18 protein-coding genes are annotated in these 20,215 nt (G+C 67.8%); 14 read left to right on the forward strand and 4 right to left on the reverse strand.

The genetic code is table 11. The features are described from left to right. Positions 1–164: 164 nt before the first annotated feature. Positions 165–1,973: a cation:proton antiporter domain-containing protein gene (locus AAHG03_RS06095; RefSeq protein WP_342149498.1), complete on the reverse strand. Its 1,809-nt coding sequence runs from the start codon at positions 1,971–1,973 to the stop codon at positions 165–167. Positions 1,974–2,127: 154 nt separating this feature from the next. Continuing rightward, entirely contained in the window at positions 2,128–3,633 is a 1,506-nt protein-coding gene (locus tag AAHG03_RS06100) for an NAD(P)H-hydrate dehydratase (RefSeq protein WP_342149500.1), read from the reverse strand. 186 nt (positions 3,634–3,819) lie between these two features. Between AAHG03_RS06100 and AAHG03_RS06105 the strand changes: the two genes are divergently transcribed. Then, on the forward strand, positions 3,820–4,158 hold the full coding sequence (locus tag AAHG03_RS06105; protein WP_056243001.1) for a P-II family nitrogen regulator: 339 nt from the start codon (positions 3,820–3,822) through the stop codon (positions 4,156–4,158). A 90-nt stretch (positions 4,159–4,248) separates the two neighbouring features. Further along, complete coding sequence (locus AAHG03_RS06110; protein WP_342149501.1) at positions 4,249–5,178, forward strand: glutaminase; 930 nt, start codon at positions 4,249–4,251, stop codon at positions 5,176–5,178. Positions 5,179–5,476: 298 nt separating this feature from the next. Here the strand turns inward: AAHG03_RS06110 and AAHG03_RS06115 are convergent, their stop codons facing one another. After that, positions 5,477–6,523, reverse strand: a complete 1,047-nt coding sequence (locus AAHG03_RS06115) for a glutamine synthetase beta-grasp domain-containing protein (protein WP_342149503.1) — start codon at positions 6,521–6,523, stop codon at positions 5,477–5,479. A 540-nt stretch (positions 6,524–7,063) separates the two neighbouring features. Between AAHG03_RS06115 and glnA the strand changes: the two genes are divergently transcribed. From glnA to AAHG03_RS06170, 11 genes are all read left to right on the forward strand, one after another. Further along, positions 7,064–8,473 (forward strand): type I glutamate--ammonia ligase, encoded by a 1,410-nt coding sequence (gene glnA / locus AAHG03_RS06120; protein WP_091949368.1) that lies wholly within the window; start codon positions 7,064–7,066, stop codon positions 8,471–8,473. Positions 8,474–8,661: 188 nt separating this feature from the next. Beyond that, positions 8,662–9,312: an RNase A-like domain-containing protein gene (locus AAHG03_RS06125; RefSeq protein ID WP_342149504.1), complete on the forward strand. Its 651-nt coding sequence runs from the start codon at positions 8,662–8,664 to the stop codon at positions 9,310–9,312. A gap of 1 nt (position 9,313) precedes the next feature. Then, positions 9,314–9,592, forward strand: a complete 279-nt coding sequence (locus tag AAHG03_RS06130) for a hypothetical protein (RefSeq protein WP_342149505.1) — start codon at positions 9,314–9,316, stop codon at positions 9,590–9,592. A gap of 291 nt (positions 9,593–9,883) precedes the next feature. Further along, a complete protein-coding gene (locus tag AAHG03_RS06135) occupies positions 9,884–10,084 on the forward strand; it encodes a hypothetical protein (RefSeq protein WP_342149506.1) in 201 nt (66 codons plus the stop codon). A gap of 307 nt (positions 10,085–10,391) precedes the next feature. Further along, positions 10,392–13,343 (forward strand): hypothetical protein, encoded by a 2,952-nt coding sequence (locus AAHG03_RS06140; RefSeq protein WP_342149507.1) that lies wholly within the window; start codon positions 10,392–10,394, stop codon positions 13,341–13,343. A gap of 355 nt (positions 13,344–13,698) precedes the next feature. Then, a complete protein-coding gene (locus AAHG03_RS06145) occupies positions 13,699–14,703 on the forward strand; it encodes a helix-turn-helix domain-containing protein (protein WP_342149509.1) in 1,005 nt (334 codons plus the stop codon). A 135-nt stretch (positions 14,704–14,838) separates the two neighbouring features. Further along, positions 14,839–16,767, forward strand: coding sequence for a putative bifunctional diguanylate cyclase/phosphodiesterase (locus tag AAHG03_RS06150; RefSeq protein WP_342149511.1), 1,929 nt, complete (start codon positions 14,839–14,841; stop codon positions 16,765–16,767). Positions 16,768–16,837: 70 nt separating this feature from the next. After that, the gene (locus AAHG03_RS06155) at positions 16,838–17,416 is read left to right on the forward strand and encodes an NADPH-dependent FMN reductase (protein WP_342149513.1); all 579 of its coding nucleotides are present in this window, start codon (positions 16,838–16,840) and stop codon (positions 17,414–17,416) included. 55 nt (positions 17,417–17,471) lie between these two features. Then, the gene (locus AAHG03_RS06160; RefSeq protein ID WP_342149515.1) at positions 17,472–17,810 is read left to right on the forward strand and encodes a hypothetical protein; all 339 of its coding nucleotides are present in this window, start codon (positions 17,472–17,474) and stop codon (positions 17,808–17,810) included. A gap of 54 nt (positions 17,811–17,864) precedes the next feature. Further along, the gene (locus AAHG03_RS06165) at positions 17,865–18,002 is read left to right on the forward strand and encodes a hypothetical protein (RefSeq protein WP_342149516.1); all 138 of its coding nucleotides are present in this window, start codon (positions 17,865–17,867) and stop codon (positions 18,000–18,002) included. Positions 18,003–18,172: 170 nt separating this feature from the next. Then, on the forward strand, positions 18,173–18,379 hold the full coding sequence (locus tag AAHG03_RS06170; protein WP_342149517.1) for a hypothetical protein: 207 nt from the start codon (positions 18,173–18,175) through the stop codon (positions 18,377–18,379). 204 nt (positions 18,380–18,583) lie between these two features. Here the strand turns inward: AAHG03_RS06170 and AAHG03_RS06175 are convergent, their stop codons facing one another. Continuing rightward, a complete protein-coding gene (locus AAHG03_RS06175; protein ID WP_342149763.1) occupies positions 18,584–18,817 on the reverse strand; it encodes a hypothetical protein in 234 nt (77 codons plus the stop codon). A 330-nt stretch (positions 18,818–19,147) separates the two neighbouring features. On the opposite strand from AAHG03_RS06175, the gene pstS reads away from it, so the two are divergent. After that, a complete protein-coding gene (gene pstS / locus AAHG03_RS06180; RefSeq protein WP_342149518.1) occupies positions 19,148–20,188 on the forward strand; it encodes a phosphate ABC transporter substrate-binding protein PstS in 1,041 nt (346 codons plus the stop codon). Positions 20,189–20,215: the final 27 nt, after the last annotated feature.

A 20,215-nucleotide genomic window follows, 5' to 3' on the forward strand; every position in this document is an offset into this window, starting at 1 on the left:
CCACCTCATCCTGAGGTGCCGAAGCGCAGTGTAGGCCTCGAAGGAGGGCTCCAGTGTAGCGCGCGATCCCTGGAGCCCTCCTTCGAGGCTCCGCTTCGCTCCGCACCTCAGGATGAGGGGGTTGGATGGGATGCGGGGGGATGAGCGGTCCGAAGGCCGCCCCCCTACTCCCCCTCGTCCCGACGCTGGCGCAGCTCCGGGGCCGGTTGCTCCGGCTCGGTCGAGGGCGCGACCTGGCTCTCGGTGCGGCTGGTGTCCACGAACAGGCGGGCGTCGCCCTCGCGCACGCCGAGGCTGCGCAGCGCGTAGGTCATCATCCCGAGCGCCAGCTCGCGTTCGGCCATGAGGACGAGGCCGACGCCGTCCTCTTCCAGGCGGCGGCGCTCGGCGTCGCTGTGGGTGCGGACCACGCTGTCGATGCCGGGATTGGCCGCCCGCGCCTTGGCGAGCAGGCGCCGGCCCTGGTGCGAATCGGGCGTCGCGACCACGAGGAGATGGGCGGAGGCGATGTCGGCGGCCTCCAGGATGCCCGGCGCGGCGGCGTCGCCGAACACGGCCGGCACGCCGTCCGAGCGCAGCTCCTCGACCCGGCGGCGGTCGCGCTCGATCACGACGTAGGGCAGGCTCCAGTCGGCGAGCGCCTTAGCGATCGCGCTGCCGACCCGGCCGTAGCCGACGAGCACGGCATGGCCGCGCATCCCCGGCTCGCCGACGCGGATCGGCAGGGCGGCGGCGCGGCGGCGCTCCAGCCGGCGGCGCCAGTCCGGCCGTTCGCCGAGCCACGCGGAGGCGCGTTCGGCGAGCGCGAAGAACAGCGGGTTGAGGGTGATCGACAGGAGCGCGCCGCCGAGGATGAGGTCGCGGCCGGGCTCGGGCAGGAGTTTGAGCGCGATGCCGAGCCCCGCCAGGATGAACGAGAACTCGCCGATCTGCGCCAGGCTCGCCGCGATGGTGAGCGCGGTGCCGACCGGATGCCCGAAGGCCAGCACGATGGCGATGGCGGCCAGCGACTTGCCGACGACGATGACGCCGAGCACGCCCAGCACCGAGAGCGGCTCGCGGATCAGGATGCCGGGATCAAACAGCATCCCGACCGAGACGAAGAACAGCACCGCGAACGCGTCCTGCAGCGGCAGGGAATCGGCGGCGGCCTGATGGCTGAGGTCGGATTCGGCGAGCACCATGCCGGCGAAGAAGGCGCCGAGCGCGAAGGACACGCCGAACAGCTCGGAGGAGGCGAAGGCGATGCCGACCGCGGAGGCGAGCACCGCCAGCGTGAACAGCTCGCGCGAGCCGGTGCGCGCGGCGAGCCCCATCAGGTAGGGAATGAGCCGCCGCCCGCCGATCAGCATCACGGCCATGAACACGCCGACCTTGGCGAGCGTCAGCGCCAGCGTCACGCCGATGCCGTAGTGGGGGGCGGGATCGCCCTTCGGCGCCGCGCCGCCGAGCGAGGGGGCGAGCGCGGGCAGCAGCACCAGCGCCAGCACCATGGCGAGGTCCTCGACGATGAGCCAGCCGACCGCGATGCGGCCCTTGTCGCTGTCGAGCAGGCCCCGCCCCTCCAGCGCCCGCAGCAGCACCACGGTGCTGGCGACCGACAGCGCAAGCCCGAACACGATGCCGGCCCCGAGCGACCAGCCGAAGGCGGCGGCGAGCCCCGCCCCCATGGCGGTGGCGGCGGCGATCTGCACCACCGCGCCCGGCAGCGCGATGGCGCGCACCGCCATCAGGTCCTTGAGCGAGAAGTGCAGGCCGACGCCGAACATCAGCAGGATCACGCCGAGTTCGGCGAGTTGCGCCGCGAGTTCGGCATCACCCACGAAGCCCGGCGTGAACGGGCCGATGGCGATGCCGGCCACGAGGTAGCCGACCAGCGGCGGCAGCCGCAGCCGCTGCGCCGCCATGCCGCCGACGAAGGCGCAGACCAGCCCCAGCGCGATGATCGAGATGAGTCCGGTGGCGTGATGCAACGCGAAAGGGCCCCCGCGGGGCGCCGCCGGCCCCACCGGTTCCTTAGAGCAATTCTTCGGCCCGTGTCCGCATCGGTTCGGCCTTCACGCGACGGTGCGTGCCGGGCGTCACCCTCAAGGCTTCGCGCAACGCTCAGCAGGGCTCGCGTGGCGCTCAGGCGAGGTCGCGCAACACCGCCGGCATCAGCTCCGGGATATCCTCGGCGATCAGCCCCGGCCCGTGGCGGAGCCCGGCATCACCGTGGAGCCACACCGCGGCGCAGGCCGCCTCGAACGGGTCCATCCCCTGCGCCAGCAACCCGCAGATCAGCCCGCCGAGCACGTCGCCCGAGCCGGCGGTGCCGAGATGGGGCGAGCCGTGGTCGTTGATCGCGATGCGCCCGTCGGGGGCGGCGATGACGGTGTCGGCGCCCTTCAGCACCACCACGGCGCCGGCGAGTTCCGCCGCGCGGGCGGCGCGCCCGGACTTGGAAAGACCCTCGGCGACGGCCTCGGTGCCCGAGAACAGCCGGGCGAACTCGCCCTCGTGCGGAGTCAGCACGGCCCCTGCCTCGCCGTCGCGGAGGTGGCGCGCCAAGGTCCGCACCTCGCTGCGAAAGCTCGTCAGCGCGTCGGCATCGAGCACCAGGGCGCGGCCGGCCGAGGCCGCCACCGCGACGAACTCGCAGGTGGCCGGGCCGGTGCCGAGGCCGGGGCCGAGCAGCAGGGCGTTGAGGCGATCATCGACGAGGATGTCGTCGAGGTCGTCGGCGCTCTCGCAAGGCCGCAGCATGATCGCGGTGAGATGCGCGGCATTCTCCGGCAATGCGGAGGCCGGCGAGGCGACGGTGACGAGGCCGGCCCCGACCCGCAGCGCCCCGCGGGCGGCGAGCCGCGCCGCACCGGTCTTGTAGGCCGGGCCCGACAGGACGAGGGCGTGGCCGCGGGTGTATTTGTGGCTCGAAGCCGTGAGCGCGGGCAGCGTCCACAGCCCCGGCGCGTTGCGGAACAGGTGAGGTGCGCCCTCCAACCCGTCGGCGAGCGCCGCGGGGCCGGTGCCGATGTCGGCCAGCGTGATCGCGCCGCAGAGCGACCGGCCGGGCTGGAGCAGGTGGCCGGGCTTGAGCGCCACGAAGGTGACGGTCTCGCGCGCCTGCACCGCGACGCCGCGCACCCGGCCGGTATCGCCGTCGAGCCCGCTCGGCACGTCCACGGACAGGACGGGACGGCCGGACGCGTTCACCGCCTCGACCAGGGCGCGGGCGGGGCCGTCGAGATCGCGCGACAGGCCGGCGCCGAACAGCGCGTCGACAATGAGGTCGCAATCGGGCAGCGTCGCCTCGGCGGAACCGACCGGGCCGGTCCACTCGGCCGCCGCGAGGCCGGCGTCACCCGCGAGGGCGTCGCGGTTCCCCAAAAGCCGCAGCTCGACCGCGCGGCCCGCCTCCGCCAGCAGGCGGGCGGCTACGAAGCCGTCGCCGCCGTTGTTGCCCGGCCCGCATAGGACCAGAATCCGCTCCGACCCGAGCGCCAGCGCCCGCTCGGCGACCGCCGCGCCGGCCCTTTGCATCAAGGTAAGGCCCGGCGTTCCGGCCTCGATCGCCGCCGCATCCACCCGTCGCATCGCCTCGACGGTGAGCAGCCGCAGGGCCGATTTCGGGGGGTGGGCCGGCTCATGCATCCGTGGCGCTCACTCTCTGCCTAAAAAATGATCTAAACCGGCGCGATTGCCTGCACATTCCGCAGACAATGCCTGCGCGATGCGCAGCTTCATGGGTCGGCAACGCAAATCGCCGTGGCGGTCCCGCGAGTGCGATGGTAGATATGAGGCAACATATCGACGACGCGCGCATCGGACCGAGCCGGGATGAAGAAGATCGAGGCGATCATCAAGCCGTTCAAGCTCGACGAGGTGAAGGAGGCGCTCCAAGAGGTCGGCCTCCAGGGCATCACCGTCATCGAGGCGAAGGGCTTCGGCCGGCAGAAGGGCCATACCGAGCTGTATCGCGGCGCGGAATACGTCGTGGACTTCCTGCCCAAGGTGAAGCTGGAGATCGTGCTGTCCGACGCCCTCGTCGAGGGCGCGGTCGAGGCGATCCGCAAGTCGGCCCAGACCGGCCGCATCGGCGACGGCAAGATCTTCGTCTCGACCATCGAGGAAGCGATCCGCATCCGCACCGGCGAGACCGGCGCCGACGCGATCTGAGCGTTTCGCTCCTCCGACACACGACTTGGCGCGCTTCGTGAACGGGCGTTCGCGCGCCTGGATCAGGCGCGTGCCTCAGCGAGCGTGCCCGTGCCCGATCTCGATACCATCGTCAAAGAGATCGCCGACGAGATGCGGGCGCGGCCCGACCGCGGCGCGGTGGCGAGCTACATCCCCGAACTCGCCCGCGTCGATGCCGGCCAATTCGGCCTCGCGGTGATCGACCGCGAGGGGCGCGTCGCGGCCGGCGGCGAGGCCGACGTCCCCTTCTCGATCCAGAGCATTTCCAAGGTCTTCACCCTCACGCTGGCGCTCGGCATGGTCGGCGACCGGCTGTGGCGCAAGGTCGGGCGCGAGCCCTCGGGCAGCCCGTTCAACTCCATCGTCCAGCTGGAGCGCGAGCAGGGCATCCCGCGCAATCCCTTCATCAATGCGGGCGCCATCGCGGTCACCGACGTGATCCTGTCGGGCCACCAGCCGCGGGAAGCGCTGGGCGAGATTCTGCGCTTCATGCAGTTCCTGGCGCAGGACAGCGGCATCGCCATCGACGAGACCGTGGCGGCCTCGGAGAAGCGCACGGGCTTTCGGAATGCGGCGCTCGCCAACTACATGCGCTCGTTCGGCGTGCTGGAAAACCCGGTCGACTACACGCTCGGCGTCTACTTCCACCACTGCGCCATCGCGATGACCTGCCGCCAGCTCGCCACCGCCGGGCTGTTCCTGGCCTATTCCGGCCTGCATCCGCTGGCCGGCCACTCGGTGATCTCGGCCGAGCGGGCGCGGCGCATCAACGCCATCATGCTCACCTGCGGCCATTACGACGGCTCGGGCGACTTCGCCTACCGGGTCGGCCTGCCGGGCAAGAGCGGCGTCGGCGGGGGGATTCTGGCGGTGGCGCCGGGGAAGGCCTCGATCTGCGTCTGGTCGCCGGGGCTCGATGCGGCGGGCAACTCGCATCTCGGGCGCATCGCCCTGGAGATGCTGGTGAAGCGCACCGGGTGGTCGATCTTCGGGGTGTAGCGGCTACCGCCGCCCCTCTCCCCGCACGCGGGGAGAGGGCTTCATGCCCCCTCGTCGGGGCATGAAGCGAGCCGGCAGGCGAAGGTGAGGGGGCGGTTCAAGGTCAGCCTCTTCCGTAGAGGCCCCCTCACCCCCGCTGCCGCTTGTCGCGACGACGACGGGGTCGTCGCGACCCTCTCCCCGCGTGCGGGGAGAGGGGGTGGTTCCGGCGCTCCGCATGGCAGACAAAAAGAAACCGCCCCCGCCTTGCGGCGGGGCGGTTCTCATCGGCTCGAAAAAGCTTCGGCCTCGTAGACCCTTACGCGACGGCCTTCTCTGCGGCTTCGCCCGGGAGCGGAACCTCGGAGATCGTCTTCAGCACTTGGCTAGCGATCTGGTAGGGGTCGCCCATGGAGTTCGGGCGGCGGTCCTCAAGGTATCCCTTGTAGTTGTTGTTCACGAAGGAGTGGGGCACGCGCACCGAGGCGCCGCGGTCGGCCACGCCGTAGGAGAACTTGTTCCACGGGGCGGTCTCGTGCTTGCCGGTGAGCCGCATGTGGTTGTCCGGGCCGTAGACGGCGATGTGGTCGTCGAGGTTCTTCTCGAACTGGGCCATCATGGCCTCGAAGTACTCCTTGCCGCCGGTCTCGCGCATGAACGTCGTCGAGAAGTTGCAGTGCATGCCCGAGCCGTTCCAGTCGGTGTCGCCGAGCGGCTTGCAGTGGTACTCGATGTCGATCTCGTAGGTCTCGCACAGGCGCTGGAGCAGGTAGCGGGCCATCCACATCTCGTCGGCGGCCTTCTTGGAGCCCTTGCCGAAGATCTGGAATTCCCACTGGCCCTTGGCCACTTCGGCGTTGATGCCCTCGTGGTTGATGCCGGCGGCCAGGCACAGGTCGAGGTGCTCCTCGACGATCTTGCGCGCGACCGGGCCGACGTTCGAGGCGCCGACGCCGCAATAGTACGGGCCCTGCGGGGCCGGGTAGCCGGTCTCGGGGAAGCCGAGCGGGCGGCCGTTCTTGTAGAGGAAGTACTCCTGCTCGAAGCCGAACCACGCGCCGGCATCGTCCAGCACGGTGGCGCGCTTGTTCGACGGGTGCGGGGTCTTGCCGTCGGGCATCATCACTTCGCACAGCACCAGCACGCCGTTCGAGCGGGACGGATCGACGAAGTGGCGGATCGGCTTGAGCACGCAATCGGACGAGGAGCCCTCGGCCTGCATCGTCGAGGAGCCGTCGAAGCCCCAGAGCGGGAGCTGCTCGAGGCTCGGGAAGCCGTCGAACTCCTTGATCTGCGTCTTGCCGCGCAGATTCGGAACCGGAGTGTAGCCGTCGAGCCAGATATACTCGAGCTTGTACTTCGTCATTGCCTGTCTCTCGTTCCTGATCGACGAAATCCGTCTGACAGCCCCTGAGTCCGGCGCCCTGTTCGCCCTCGCCTTGGCCCAGGACCGTCGCCGCAAAGCGGGCGCCGATACCCTGGCTGGCTCGAAGGCTTTCGCCCGACCCCGAAGCGCCGGGTCAAAACCCGTCCGCCTCGGATCGGCCTCTAGCATGTGCCGTGCCAACCTGCCGCGAAATGCGCCACCGGTTCCCGCGTGAAAGCGTCGCCCCTGTCGGCGGTTTCAGGGCGGACTTTTTCCGCGAAACGCCCGCCGGGGCGGAGATTTTTGTCTCAGGACGGGTGGCGGCGGCGGGGCGCGGGCAGTAACGTCCGCGCCCGTCGGCCGGAGCACGAGGAGGAAGGGTCCGTTTGCAGGACCCGTGCCGCGTCCATCGCGCGCGGGGCTGTCGCGACGACCCCCCCTCCCCCGAACGATCCGACGACCGGCCGGGATCAGCCCCGGCCCGGACGCGACCGATCCGGCCGCGTCCGCCTGACGAGACGACCCGAGGAGACGCACACGATGAAAACGGCCGCTGATGTGCTGAAGGCCATCAAGGACAACGACGTGAAATACGTCGACTTCCGCTTCACCGACCCGCGCGGGAAGTGGCAGCACGTGACCTTCGACGTCTCCCTCGTCGACGAGGAGATCTTTTCCGAGGGCACGATGTTCGACGGCTCCTCGATCGCCGGCTGGAAGGCGATCAACGAGTCCGACATGCTGCTGATGCCCGATCCGGTCACCGCCTGCATGGACCCGTTCTTCTCGGCGTCCACCATGTCGATCGTCTGCGACGTGCTCGAGCCCTCGACCGGCGAGCCCTATTCGCGCGATCCGCGCGGCACGGCCAAGCTCGCCGAGGCTTACTTGCGCTCGACCGGCATCGGCGACGACATCTTCGTCGGCCCCGAGGCCGAGTTCTTCGTGTTCGACGACGTGAAGTTCGGCGCCGACCCCTACCACACGGGTTTTCAGCTCGATTCCACCGAGCTGCCCACCAACGGCTTCACCGATTACGAGGGCGGCAACCTCGGCCACCGCATCCAGACTAAGGGCGGCTACTTCCCGGTGCCGCCGCAGGATTCGGCCCAGGACATGCGCGGCGAGATGCTGGCCGCGATGCAGTCGATGGGCGTCAAGGTCGAGAAGCACCACCACGAGGTGGCGTCCGCCCAGCACGAGCTCGGCATGAAGTTCGACACGCTGACCCTGCTCGCCGACCACATGCAGATCTACAAGTACTGCATCCACAACGTGGCGCAAAGCTACGGCAAGTCGGCCACCTTCATGCCCAAGCCCGTCTACGGCGACAACGGCTCGGGCATGCACGTGCACCAGTCGATCTGGAAGAACGGCAAGCCGCTGTTTGCCGGCGACAAGTACGCCGACCTCTCCCAGGAATGCCTGTGGTACATCGGCGGCATCATCAAGCATGCCAAGGCGTTGAACGCCTTCACCAACCCGTCCACCAACTCCTACAAGCGTCTGGTGCCGGGCTACGAGGCCCCCGTGCTGCTGGCCTACTCGGCCCGCAACCGCTCGGCCTCCTGCCGCATCCCGTGGACGACGAACCCGAAGGCCAAGCGCGTCGAGGTCCGCTTCCCTGATCCGATGGCCAACCCCTACCTCGCCTTCTCGGCGCTGCTGATGGCCGGCATCGACGGCATCCTCAACAAGATCGATCCGGGCCCGGCCATGGACAAGGATCTCTACGACCTGCCGCCGCGCGAGCTGAAGAAGATCCCGACCGTGTGCGGCTCGCTTCGCGAGGCGCTGCAGAACCTCGACAAGGACCGCGCCTTCCTCAAGGCCGGCGGCGTGTTCTCGGACGACCAGATCGACTCGTTCATCGAACTCAAGATGACCGAGGTGCTGCGCTACGAGATGACCCCGCACCCGATCGAGTTCGTGCAGTACTACTCGCTGTAAGCGGATCGCGGGCCGGTTCGTCCGGCCCACACGCATAAGAGAGACGACCCGCAGCGCCGGGGCCTCGCAAGGGGCTCCGGCGTTCGCGCGTCGGACACCCGGCACACGTCCAGATTATTGTTTTGAATTTTATCCTATATAGGACTTCCGTCAAATTTGTGGGACGGAGGCCGACGATGTCGTCACCCATGTTCATTCTTCAACGGGCGCGCTGGCACTTGGCCGCCCTTTCCGTCCGGACGGCTCTGGCCCGGACGTGCTTGGCCCTGCTGCGGGCCTACGACCCGAACCAGCCACGCGTTCCGGCCGGGAGCAGCGAGGGCGGTCGCTGGACCGACGGTGATGCCGGCTTCGATCCGGGTTTTGCGCCTGACGATGCGGAACTCGTCGGGATCGCGGACGACGGGGACCGACGCTATACGGTGGTCCTATCCGAGGACGAGGGCCGCGGTGGGGGACACACCCTCCGCGACCACGTCGGCAAGACGGATGCCGAATTGATGGGGCGGGTGCAGGCGAGTCGAGGATGGACGCCGTTCCATGTATATGGACGCCAGCGCCATGGCTCTTTTGCCTCTCCGGAGGTGGCCAACGATTTAGTCAATCGAGCGCTTGAGCAAAATGCCGATAAAGTCGATCTCGTGTTATCGGGAAGTGAGGATGGATATTTTATTAAGCATCGATTTGGGTATATTATAGGACGTGAGGCATATACAAACGGGCGTGTCGAGCCCTATCTCAGGAATACATACGGTGTGGGTATTTTAATTATGCGTGACTCGGGCAGTAAGCGCGGATATCGCGTGCACACAGCGTATCCGCGAAATGATGGAGATTGACATGAAGGCATCCCCCGAATTCGAAAAATTCGCCAGCTTTTTCATCCAAGATTTGGACGATTTTTTGCCGGACTATGAGAGGATGTATGGGTTCGTATTGACCTCCGTCAAGGGAGTTGAGCGCACAAGGTTGCGGGATTTTCTTGATCTAGCCACTCAGGACACGGTGTCTGATCATGAGCTGATGGGCCTTTGGAAGTCGGTGAACGACGAAGTTCAGTTTTTCACAGCCGATGGTCTCCGCATGGTGCTCAAGGGCGCGCGAGACCGGCTGTTATGATATGACGGGGATTGTAACGGCGGCTTGCTGGCGCCGGCCTGCGGCGTGAGGGTCAGCCTGACCGGTTTTCAACCTTTTTGCGAGTCGACCCGCAGCGCCGGGGCCCCGCAAGGGGCTCCGGCATTTGCATGTCGGGATTTCATTGCTGCACGATGCGAGAAGTCGGGGTGGATTCCGGGTGCACCCGGCTTATCGAAGAAACGATGGAGAATGCGGTGCAGCCATCTCGAGAATTTAAAAGGTTCACGAGCTTATTTATCCAAGATCTGGAGACGTTTGGATCGAATGAGGATGAAATATTTCAGTTTATACTTGGGGGATTTCCGGGGTGATGACCGGATTAGGTTGAAAGCCTTCCTCAATGATATCGTGCAGGAGACGGTGTCGGATCAGGAATTGGACAAGCTCTGGCGGTCGGTGAACGACGAAATCTATTTTCCGGAAGGTGGCCATCTTCGCGCTATGCTGAAGGATGCGCGGGATCGCCTGTAGGGGCGGGCCGGCCCGCACGCAATCGAGAGACGACCCGCAGCGCCGGGGCCCCCGCGAGGGGCTCCGGCGTTCGCGTGTCGGGCGGGCTCGGCGCGCGGCGCGAAGAACCGTCCCGACCGTCACGGCTTCGGGTTCGGCACGGGCACCGTCGATCACCGAGTCGGTCGGTTCCGGGGCGAGACCCCGCGGACCGACGCGATGAGACGCAGCGTCAAGGGAATCGCTCGGGTCGGTAGCATCCGCCCCTATCCGGCAGGCTGGAAACTGGGCAAACACGCCCCCGGACTGTTCGCGTGGGGGAATTACAATGGCCGGTGAAAGCACCAAGTTGAAGTCGCTCGGCTATATCGGCGATGTGCTGACCATCGCCAATATGGCCGTCAACTTGATCGGGCTGATCCCCGGCGTCGAGATTCCGGGTCCGTTGAAGTCCATCTTCGGCGAGCAGGAAGATCCGACCGAAGCCTACTTGAAGGAGATGGATTCGAAACTGGCCGATATCGCCAAGCAGGGTGAGAAGCTGCTTCAGGGCATCGATGAGGTCAAGAGGGAGATCAACCTCAAGTACAAAGTCGAGGTCGATGCCCTCGTCAGGTCGGCCAAGGACAATCTCGGCCTCTACATGGCGACGAGCGCCTCCGATCCGAAGAACGCCGATTATCGGGGCAATGCGATCACCGAGTCGAACAAGGCGCTCGCCATGGCGATCGAGTTCGCCGGAAAGGACAATGCCGATGCCGGCCTCGTCATGCCCGCCCTGCTGTCGGCGCTCACCGCTCGGATCAACGTCATTCGCGAGATCGAAGAGGGGGCGACCTCCGGCGAGTTCAAGACGCTCCTGAACGCGGGGATCGATCGACTGAACGAAGCCGTTTCGACCTATAAGCAGGATCTCCACGATATCGCAATAGATCCCGGCTCGAACAATATGGTATTCTACACCAGGCTGATTGGTGGGGATGTCATCATAACCTTGGAATACAAGGATCCCTCCAAGCATATTTTTCTGCAGCCTCAGCAGCCTGAAATCAACATCGGCAAGGCGGGTTCGGCGGACCATAAGTATATGGATACCGGCCTGTCCCCCGCGATTCCGGTGCCCGGCACCAACGGCGTTTATTATCAGCGCTCCGTCACGAATTACGATGTCATCAAAAATCTCTACGTAAAAAACGGCTATGGGTATACGTTCGACCGGGTCGAGAAGGATTGGGTCGAGAGTGTCTATTACGCACCGAAGGGTGCCACGAACCTGGAAGCGTCCGTCGCGACCCTGCGGCAGCTGACGAGCGGCCAGCACAAGTTCGATATCGCCGACTCGGTCGGCAGAACGATCGAGATCGATCACCCGACCTACGACAAGACGCCCAACACGCTGGAAGGCTACGCCGGCAACGATACGCTCATCGGCGGAGAGGGCGACGACACCCTCAGGGGCGGCGGTGGAAACCAGGACTACACCCGATACGGCGTCGTGGGTGACGGCCACGACACGCTCCACGGCAAGGGCGGCGACGACATCATGCTCGGCGGCCTCGGCAACGACGTGCTCGACGGGGGGGCGGGCAACGACCGTCTCGACGGCGGCGCCGGCAGCGACACGGCGAGCTACGCCTCGGCGAGCGTGGGCGTGACCGTCTCCCTCGATCTGCAGGGCTGGCAGGTGATCGTCCCCGCAAAGACGGTCGCGGTGAAACAGGACCCCGTCCTGAACCCCGACAGCGGACAATATTATACGCCACCCGATGTCATCGTGACGATTCCGGCGGAAAAAGACCGCCTCCAGAGCATCGAGAACCTCGTCGGCAGCCGGTTCAACGATCGTCTCACCGGCGACATCCTGAACAACACCATCCGCGGCGGCGCCGGCAACGACTACATCGACGGCAACCTGGGCAAGGACCTGATGTACGGCGAGGCCGGCAACGACACCTACGTCGTCGAAGATTCCGGCGATCTCGTCTTCGAGGCGAAGGGCGGCGGGCAGGATTTCGTCCTGACGCGGGTCGGCTACGCCCTGGCGGCCGGACAGGAGATCGAGCGGCTGGAAATCTCGCCCAAGGCGACCGGCGCCCTGAACCTCACCGGCAACGCGTTCGCGCAGTCGCTTCGCGGCAACGGGGCCGCCAACGTCCTCGACGGCAAGGGCGGTGCCGACACCATGACCGGGCTCGGCGGCAACGACACCTACGTCGTCGACACCGCAGCCGATGTCGTGGTCGAGGCGGCCGATGGCGGCACCGACACCGTCCACGCCTCCGTCAGTTACACGCTGGCGGCCAACGTCGAGAACCTGACGCTCACCGGCGGCATCGCCGTCAACGGCACCGGCAACGCGCTGGCGAACACGATCACCGGCAACGGCGCCGCCAACATCCTCAACGGTGCCGCCGGGGCCGACACGCTGATCGGCGGGACCGGCAACGATACCTACGTCGTCGACCACGCGGGCGACCGGGTCTTCGAGGCGAAGGGCGGCGGCGCCGACCGGGTCGTCGCGAGCGTCTCCTACGCGCTCGCGGCCGGGCAGGAGGTCGAGTCGCTGGCCACCACCGTCGCCACCGGCACGGCCGGCCTCAACCTCACCGGCAACGAATTTTCCAACGCCATCACGGGCAATGCCGGGGCCAACGTCCTCAACGGCGGCGCCGGAGCCGACACGCTGACCGGCGGGGCGGGCCACGACATCTACGTGATCGACAACGCGGGCGACCGGGTCTTCGAGGCGAAGGGCGGCGGCGCCGACCGGGTCGTCACGAGCGTGTCCTACACGCTGGCGGCCGGACAGGAGATCGACACCCTGGCCACCACCAGCGCCGCCGGCACGGCGGCCCTCAGGCTCACCGGCAACGAATTTTCCAACACCATCACCGGCAATGCCGGGGCCAACGTCCTCGACGGCGGGCTCGGCGGCGACACGCTGAGCGGCGGTGCCGGCAAGGACACCTTCGTGTTCGCCACAATGCTGGGGGCGGGCAACGTCGATCGCATCACCGACTTCTCGGTCGCGGACGACACGATCCAGCTGTCGAAGGGCATCTTCACCGCCCTCTCGGCCGGGACGACGCTCGCGGCGGGCGCGTTCAAGGATCTGAGCGTGGCGGGTGCCATGGTCGATGCGGACGACCGCATCCTCTACAACAAGGCGACGGGCGCCCTGTCCTACGATTCCGACGGCAGCGGCGCGAAGGCGGCGGTGCAGTTCGCCACCATCGACACGAAGGCGGTGCTGACCCACGCCGACTTCCTCCTGGCGTAAACCCGGCGAAACGCCTCGGCCGGACGCGTCCCGTTCGGCCGAGGCGCCTCACGCAGTCCGGGCTGTCGCCTGCCTCCGCGACGCGTCGGCCGCAGGGTCATCGAACGTTTCGGCGCAGGTTCGTGCCGCCGCTGCCGGCCGACGAGGGCCTGTCGAGGGCATCGGGTCGCGGCGGATCGCCTTGCATCGGCTTCTTTCCGAAAATTGATCGCGATCTTCCGAGCCGATGCGGTAGGTTCTTGTGCCGCATCGGCTTTTTTCCGAAAGTCGGCGGCAGCCCTTCGGGCCGATGCTCCGAGCATCGGTGCCGGTCGGCGGCCGTCACGGACGCTTCGGCCCGCGGGATGTGGACTTCATGTCGGCCGACGAGGGCCTGCCGTACTACGTCCTCACGACATCGGGCCTGCCGCCCGACGAGGCCTTCGAGCGATGGCGCACCCTCCTGGCGCCTATGTACGAGGTCCGTCCGACGGTGCCGGGCCCCGCCCTGCCGTTCGGCGCCAACGTCGCCTACCAAGTCGGCGACCTCGTCACCCACCGCACCCAACTCTCGACCCAGCGGCTCCGGCGGGACCGCAAGCGCGTCGAGGCCGGCCCCGACCATTACCTGGTCCAGCTCTACCGCGCCGGCCGCTTCGACGGCAGCGTCGCCGGCAAACCGCTCACGGCACCGCGCGGCACCGTGACCCTCATCGGCCGCCGTCATCTGCTCGACGGCCGGCTCGACCGGGCCGACACGATCGGCATCGTCGTACCCACCCCTCGCCTGCACGGGCTGCCCCTCGAAGCGCACGGCATGCGCTTCGATGCGGACCGCAACCGGCTGCTGGCCGCACGCCTCCTCGACATCTACCGCCGCCTGCCGACCCTGCGCGCCGACGGGGCCGCGGCGCTCGCCGACGACTTCGCCGCCTTCCTGCGTCGCCTGCTCGACGGCTCGCAGGCCGGGGACGTGCTGGAGGGCCGTGAACTCGACGGCGGCCTGATGGCGCTGGCCCGGATGATCGTGCGGGCGAACCTCACGCGGGCCGATCTCTCGCCCGAGATCATCGCCGGGGCGATGCGGGTGTCGCGGGCCACCCTCTACCGGCTGTTCGAACCGGAGGGGGGCGTGATGCATTTCGTGCAGGGCGAGCGCCTGGGCGCGGTACGCGACGCGCTTGCCGATCCGTTGGAGACCCGAACGCTGGGCCGGTTGGCCGAGACGTTCGGCTTCGGCAGTCCGTCGCAGCTCAGCCGCAGCTTCCGCAACCGCTACGGCGTCCCACCCCAGGCTTGGCGCGGCGAGCGCCGGGTGGTCCAGCAGGTCAGCGGTGGGGGGACGGAGCAGCATGTCTGGAAGTGGCTGCGCGAAACCTGACGACCCCGTTCGACCGCGGCGTTCCTCGTTTGCCGCATCGGTCGGGATGCGCGGGATGCGTGCGAGCGGCGTTCGAATTTATTAGGAAATGTAAGTTTCAAGTCGTTCATCCGACGTGCCGATCACGAGTGTGCGATGTTGATCCCGGGGCTCCGCCGCCTCATCGGCCTCTACGCCGTGCGCGAGAACGATCCGGTTCTGGCCGCGGCGCAGTTCCAGGCGCTCGCCCGCCAGATCCTGATGCTCTACGCCTTCCTCGGCCTGAACGCTGTCGGGCTCGCCTACGCTCATTACGGGCTGGCGCCGGACTGGATCGTCGTCGGGCCGCCTGTCGTGCTTCTGCTCGCCGTCGGCGGGCGCTCTCTCGCCTGGATCCGCGCGGCGCGCCGCCCGCTCCAGGGCCGGCAGGCCTTCGCCCGGCTGCGGATGGTCAACCGCTTCACCGTGATCCTCGGGCTCAGTGCCTCGTTCTGGGCCAGCCTGCTCTACGGCTACGGCAACAGCGCCAGCGACATGCACGTGGTGTTCTTCCTCACCATCACGATGATGTTCTGCATGCAGTGCCTCGCGCATCTGCGCAGCGCGGCGCACATCCTCACCACCATCGCGGTGCCCTACTGCGTCTACTTCCTCGCGATCGGCGAGCCGATGGTGCAGATGGCGGTGGTCAGCTACGTCCTCGTCCTGATCGGCTCGACGGCGATGCAGAGCTTCGCCTACCGCGACTTCTGCCATCTGGTCGATCTCACCGCCGAGAACGGTCGCCTCGCGCTCACCGACATGCTCACCGGCCTGCCGAACCGCCGCGCCTTCACCGCCCGGCTGGAGGAGGCCGTTGCGGGGGCCGCCGCCACGGGTGGGCGCTTCGGCGTCGGCATGATCGACCTCGACGGCTTCAAGCCGGTCAACGACAGCCTCGGCCACGGGGCGGGCGACGCGGTGCTGCGCGAGGTCGCCGCGCGCCTCGAAGGCGCGGGGCTCGGCTGGGTCGCCCGGCTCGGCGGCGACGAGTTCGGGCTGATCGTCGAGGGCGACGCCGACCTCGACGCCGCCGGCCGGCGCATCTGCGGGCTGCTGGGTCAGCCCTACCTGCTGCGGGAGGGCACGGCCCAGATCGGCGCCTCGGTCGGCTTCGCCCGCTTCCCCGAGGCGGCGGCGAACGCCGACACCCTGGTGGATCGCGCCGACTTCGCCCTCTACCACGCCAAGACCTGCCGCCGCGGTTCCGCCGTGTGCTTCGCTCCCGCCCACGAGGCGGCTTTGCGCCGGGACGCGGCCATCGAGCAGGCCCTGCGCCGGGCCGATCTGCCCCGCGAGTTCCACCTGCTCTACCAGCCGATCGTGGACGCCGTCAGCGGCCGGGTCGAGGCCTACGAGGCGCTGGCTCGCTGGCAGAGCCCGACGCTCGGCGCCGTCTCGCCCGCCGACTTCATCCCGGTCGCCGAGCGCAGCGGCCTGATCCGCGATCTGACCAAGGCCATGCTGGCGCAGGCCCTCGACGCGATGCACCGCTGGTCCCCCGACCGGCGGCTCTCGTTCAACCTCTCGGCCCACGACATCGCCGCCCCCGAGAGCGTCGACGGCCTGACCGCGATCGTGGTGGCCAGCGGCATCGATCCGAGCCGCATCGTTTTCGAGGTGACCGAATCGGGCCTGATGCGCGACCTCGGCGACGCGAACCGGGCGCTGGCCTCCCTCAAGGCGCTCGGCGTCAAGATCGCGCTGGACGATTTCGGCACCGGCTACTCTTCCTTAAGCTACCTCCAGCGCCTGCCCGTCGATCGCCTCAAGATCGACCGCAGCTTCGTCACCCGCCTCACCGAGGACGCGACCTCGCTCGCCATCGTCCGCTCGATCCTCGACCTGTGCCGCCACCTCGACCTCGACTGCGTGGTGGAGGGCATCGAGACCGCCGACCAGATGCTGCTGCTGCGCTCGGTCGGCTGCCGCATGATGCAGGGCTACCTGTTCCACCGGCCGATGCCGGCGGACGCGATCCCGGCCTTCGAGGCCTCCGCCGCCGAGCCGACGCGCTGGCCCGGACCGCGCTCGGAAGCCGCCTGAATCGCGGGACCGATCGGGCAGGATCGGGTAGGTTTTCGGTTCGAAATCGAGAACCGCGAGGCGAAACACGATGCCCCTGACGATACCGGTGATCCTCGGCTCGGTCCGCTCCGACCGCAACGGCCTCCGCGCCGCCCGCTTCCTCGTGCGCGAGATCGAGGCGCGGGGCCACGCCGCGCCGCTGGTCGATCCGGCCGAACTCGACCTGCCGCTTCTCGACCGGATGTACAAGGAGTACCCGAAAGGCGAAGCGCCGGCGCCTCTGGAGCACTTGGCCGATCTCTACCGCCGCGCGGATGCGTTCATCGTCGTCTCGGCCGAGTACAACCACTCGATCCCGCCGGCGCTTTCCAACACCCTCGACCACTTTTTGGAAGAGTATTACTGGCGCCCCTCCGGAATCTGCTGCTACTCGGCCGGCCAATACGGCGGCGTGCGCGCGGCGATGCAGCTCCGGGCGATGCTGTGCGAACTCGGCACGCCGAGCATCCCCTCGCTCCTGCCGATCCCCCGCATCCACAAGGCGCTCAGCGAGGCCGGTGAACCCACCGATGAATGGCTGACCAAGGCCACCCAAAAATTCCTCGACGAGCTGACATGGTACGCCGAGGCGCTCCAAGCCAAGCGCGCCACCGGCACACCGTATTGAGCGCCCTGGCATCGCCCTTGCCCGTGTTCTTCGAGACTTTGCGAAAGAGGAACCGATGAACGAGAGCGTCGCGCGCGTCAGGGACATCCTGGCCGAACTGATCAAGGCTGCCCTGGTCTCCGACGACGGCCGCAGCCTCACCTTCCGGCAGGCGGCGGAAACCGGACTCGCGTCCCTACGGGAGTCTCCGCCGGACCCGGCCGCGCTGCGCATGGACGGCGCCTGGACCCTCGCGGTGCAGGCGGCGGAAGCGCCGGAGCTTCAGCCGGAGGAGGGCCGGGTCAACCTCACCCTGCCGCGGGCCTGCCCCTTCACCCTCGACGAACTGCTGTCGCCCGGCTTCGACCGCGACGCGGCGGTGGAGCGCATCCGCAAGGCCGCCTCGACCGGCTGAAACCGAAACGCGCCTCGGACGATTGTCGGCGGAAGGCCATTTGAGGAGAAGCCCTTGTCCGCCAACGATTACACCCACCGCGTCGGCCACGACGTGGACAGCGTCGATCAGGTGTCGAGCCTGGTCCTGCTCGGCATCGCGGTGGCCGGCGGCATCGCCGTGGTGTTGCTCGACATCCTGCTGATCGGCTGACGGTTTTCGCCGCGCCCGTACGAGCGCGGCGGCCCGTCGCAGGGTGGATGAAGATTTCGATAACCGGCCCGGCGATAAACTTTCGTTAACCATCTCGGGGCAGACTGCACCCTCGGTTGCCGATCCGCATCCCCGCGGTGACGGAACCTTCATCCTCGCTTCGGTCCACCATGGCACAGCTCGCGACCGACTACGCCGTCGACACCCTCGCCTCCGCGCCGCTGCCGAACCTCAGCGGCGAGACGCGCACCCGCCTCGGCCACGCCCTGCGCGAGGCCTATGTCGGCGCCTGCGAATCGCAGCCGATCACCGACGCGCAGGTCGAACTGCTGCTGCGCCTGCGCCAGAAGGAGCGCGACCGCCGCCGCGGTCTCTGAGCATCCTCCAGCCGTCTCTCCAACCCTTCCCCTCATCCTGAGGTGCCCGCGCGAGCGGGCCTCGAAGGAGGGCTCCAGGGATCGCTGAGACTTCTGGAGCCCTCCTTCGAGGCCTCCGCTTCGCTGCGGCACCTCAGGATGAAGGGATCGGATGGGATGCGCGCGTCGAACAGGCTCTGAAGCCGAGAAACAAAAAACAAAAAACTACTGCCAGCGGCGTGCCTTCGGCTGGCTGCGCCGGATCTCCGCGGCGCGGATCAGGGTCATCACCCGGTCGAGGTCCTTGAGCAGTTCGGCCTCGCTCTCGCGGGCGGCCTCGGAATCGGCGTCGTCGCCGAAGCGTTGCCGCTGCTGCGCCAGGGTAAGCGCCTGCTCCAGCGCCTCGCGCTCGCCGTGCAGCGCGCGGTAGGCGGCCTCCTGCGGATCGAGCGTCTCGATCTCGGCCTGCGGCTCGCCCGTCGCCGGACCGGCCGCCCGGTCGTCCCTGCGGGATGGCTCCGCCACGCTGATTTCCTCCGTTGCATCATTTGATTGCCGGTCGCGTCCGGCCGGCTCATCGACCTCCCTCAACGTTCGAGCGCCGCAAACCGGTCCATCCTCAACGGATTTTGGCGAGAAGAGGGCGCGGGCCTGCGCTGTCATGTCCCCGTCATGTGGCCGTCATAGAGGCGGCGCGTCGGAGGGCTAAGGCTGCCCCGCCGTGGCAGGGAGCCGGTCCCGGACCGGCCCATGCCCGCAGGCAGCGCCCGACCCGTTACGGAGATGCTCGTGAAACCCTTCGCTTACGCCCTGGCCGCCGGCCTCGCGGTCGCCCAGCTCGCGACCTCGGCGCTCGCCGCCGACATCACCGGCGCCGGTGCGACGTTCCCCTTCCCGGTCTACTCGAAGTGGGCCGAGGCCTACCGCAAGGAGAGCGGCAACGGCCTGAACTACCAGTCGATCGGCTCCGGCGGCGGCATCAAGCAGATCCAGGCCAAGACCGTCGATTTCGGCGCCACCGACGCGCCCCTGAAGCCCGCCCAGCTCGAGAAGGACGGCCTCGTCCAGTTCCCGACCGTCATGGGCGGCGTCGTCACCGTGGTAAACATCCCCGGCCTGGAGCCGGGCAAGCTCAAGCTCACCGGCGAGATCGTCGCCGACATCTACGCCGGCAAGATCCAGAAGTGGTCGGACCCGAAGATCGCCAAGCTGAACGAGGGCCTCAAGCTGCCCGAGGCCAACATCACCCCGATCTACCGCTCGGACGCGTCGGGCACGACCAACATCTTCACCACCTACCTCTCGGGCGTCTCCGAGGGCTGGAAGAAGGAGTTCGGCGCCGCCACGACGATCAGCTGGCCGGTCGGCCAGGGCGGCAAGGGCAACGAGGGCGTCACCGCCACCGTCAAGCAGGTCCCGAACGCCATCGGCTACGTCGAGTCGGCCTACGCCAAGCAGAACAAGCTCGCCTACGCCCTGATCCAGAACAAGGCCGGCAAGTTCCCGCAGCCCGACGACAAGGCCTTCCAGGCCGCCGCCGCCAGCGCCGACTGGAAGTCCACCCCCGGCTTCGGCATCGCGCTGACCAACCAAGCGGGCGACGACGCGTGGCCGATCACGGCGGCGACCTTTATCCTCGTCCACAAGGACCCGGCCGACGCCGCCAAGACCGGCGAAGTGCTGAAGTTCTTCGACTGGGCCTACAAGAACGGCGACAAGCTCGCGACCGAGCTGGACTACGTGCCGCTGCCCGACAACGTGGTCGGCCTGATCCACGAGGAGTGGAAGTCGATCAAGAAGGACGGCAAGCCGGTCTTCGCCACCAACTGAGGCGTACCGGGGGCCCCTCACGAGGGG

It is taken from the genome of Methylorubrum subtropicum (assembly GCF_038442325.1).
Classification (GTDB): domain Bacteria; phylum Pseudomonadota; class Alphaproteobacteria; order Rhizobiales; family Beijerinckiaceae; genus Methylobacterium; species Methylobacterium subtropicum.

Excerpts from the sequence above, each read along its gene's own strand:
- AAHG03_RS06115 (WP_342149503.1), bottom strand. The coding sequence starts at position 6,523 with ATGACGAAGTACAAGCTCGAGTATATCTGGCTCGACGGCTACACTCCG.
- AAHG03_RS06150 (WP_342149511.1), top strand. The coding sequence starts at position 14,839 with ATGTTGATCCCGGGGCTCCGCCGCCTCATCGGCCTCTACGCCGTGCGC.
- AAHG03_RS06155 (WP_342149513.1), top strand. The coding sequence starts at position 16,838 with ATGCCCCTGACGATACCGGTGATCCTCGGCTCGGTCCGCTCCGACCGC.
- AAHG03_RS06145 (WP_342149509.1), top strand. The coding sequence starts at position 13,699 with ATGTCGGCCGACGAGGGCCTGCCGTACTACGTCCTCACGACATCGGGC.
- AAHG03_RS06125 (WP_342149504.1), top strand. The coding sequence starts at position 8,662 with ATGTTCATTCTTCAACGGGCGCGCTGGCACTTGGCCGCCCTTTCCGTC.
- AAHG03_RS06105 (WP_056243001.1), top strand. The coding sequence starts at position 3,820 with ATGAAGAAGATCGAGGCGATCATCAAGCCGTTCAAGCTCGACGAGGTG.
- AAHG03_RS06100 (WP_342149500.1), bottom strand. The coding sequence starts at position 3,633 with ATGCATGAGCCGGCCCACCCCCCGAAATCGGCCCTGCGGCTGCTCACC.
- glnA (WP_091949368.1), top strand. The coding sequence starts at position 7,064 with ATGAAAACGGCCGCTGATGTGCTGAAGGCCATCAAGGACAACGACGTG.
- AAHG03_RS06160 (WP_342149515.1), top strand. The coding sequence starts at position 17,472 with ATGAACGAGAGCGTCGCGCGCGTCAGGGACATCCTGGCCGAACTGATC.
- AAHG03_RS06130 (WP_342149505.1), top strand. The coding sequence starts at position 9,314 with ATGAAGGCATCCCCCGAATTCGAAAAATTCGCCAGCTTTTTCATCCAA.
- AAHG03_RS06135 (WP_342149506.1), top strand. The coding sequence starts at position 9,884 with ATGAAATATTTCAGTTTATACTTGGGGGATTTCCGGGGTGATGACCGG.
- AAHG03_RS06140 (WP_342149507.1), top strand. The coding sequence starts at position 10,392 with ATGGCCGGTGAAAGCACCAAGTTGAAGTCGCTCGGCTATATCGGCGAT.
- AAHG03_RS06170 (WP_342149517.1), top strand. The coding sequence starts at position 18,173 with ATGGCACAGCTCGCGACCGACTACGCCGTCGACACCCTCGCCTCCGCG.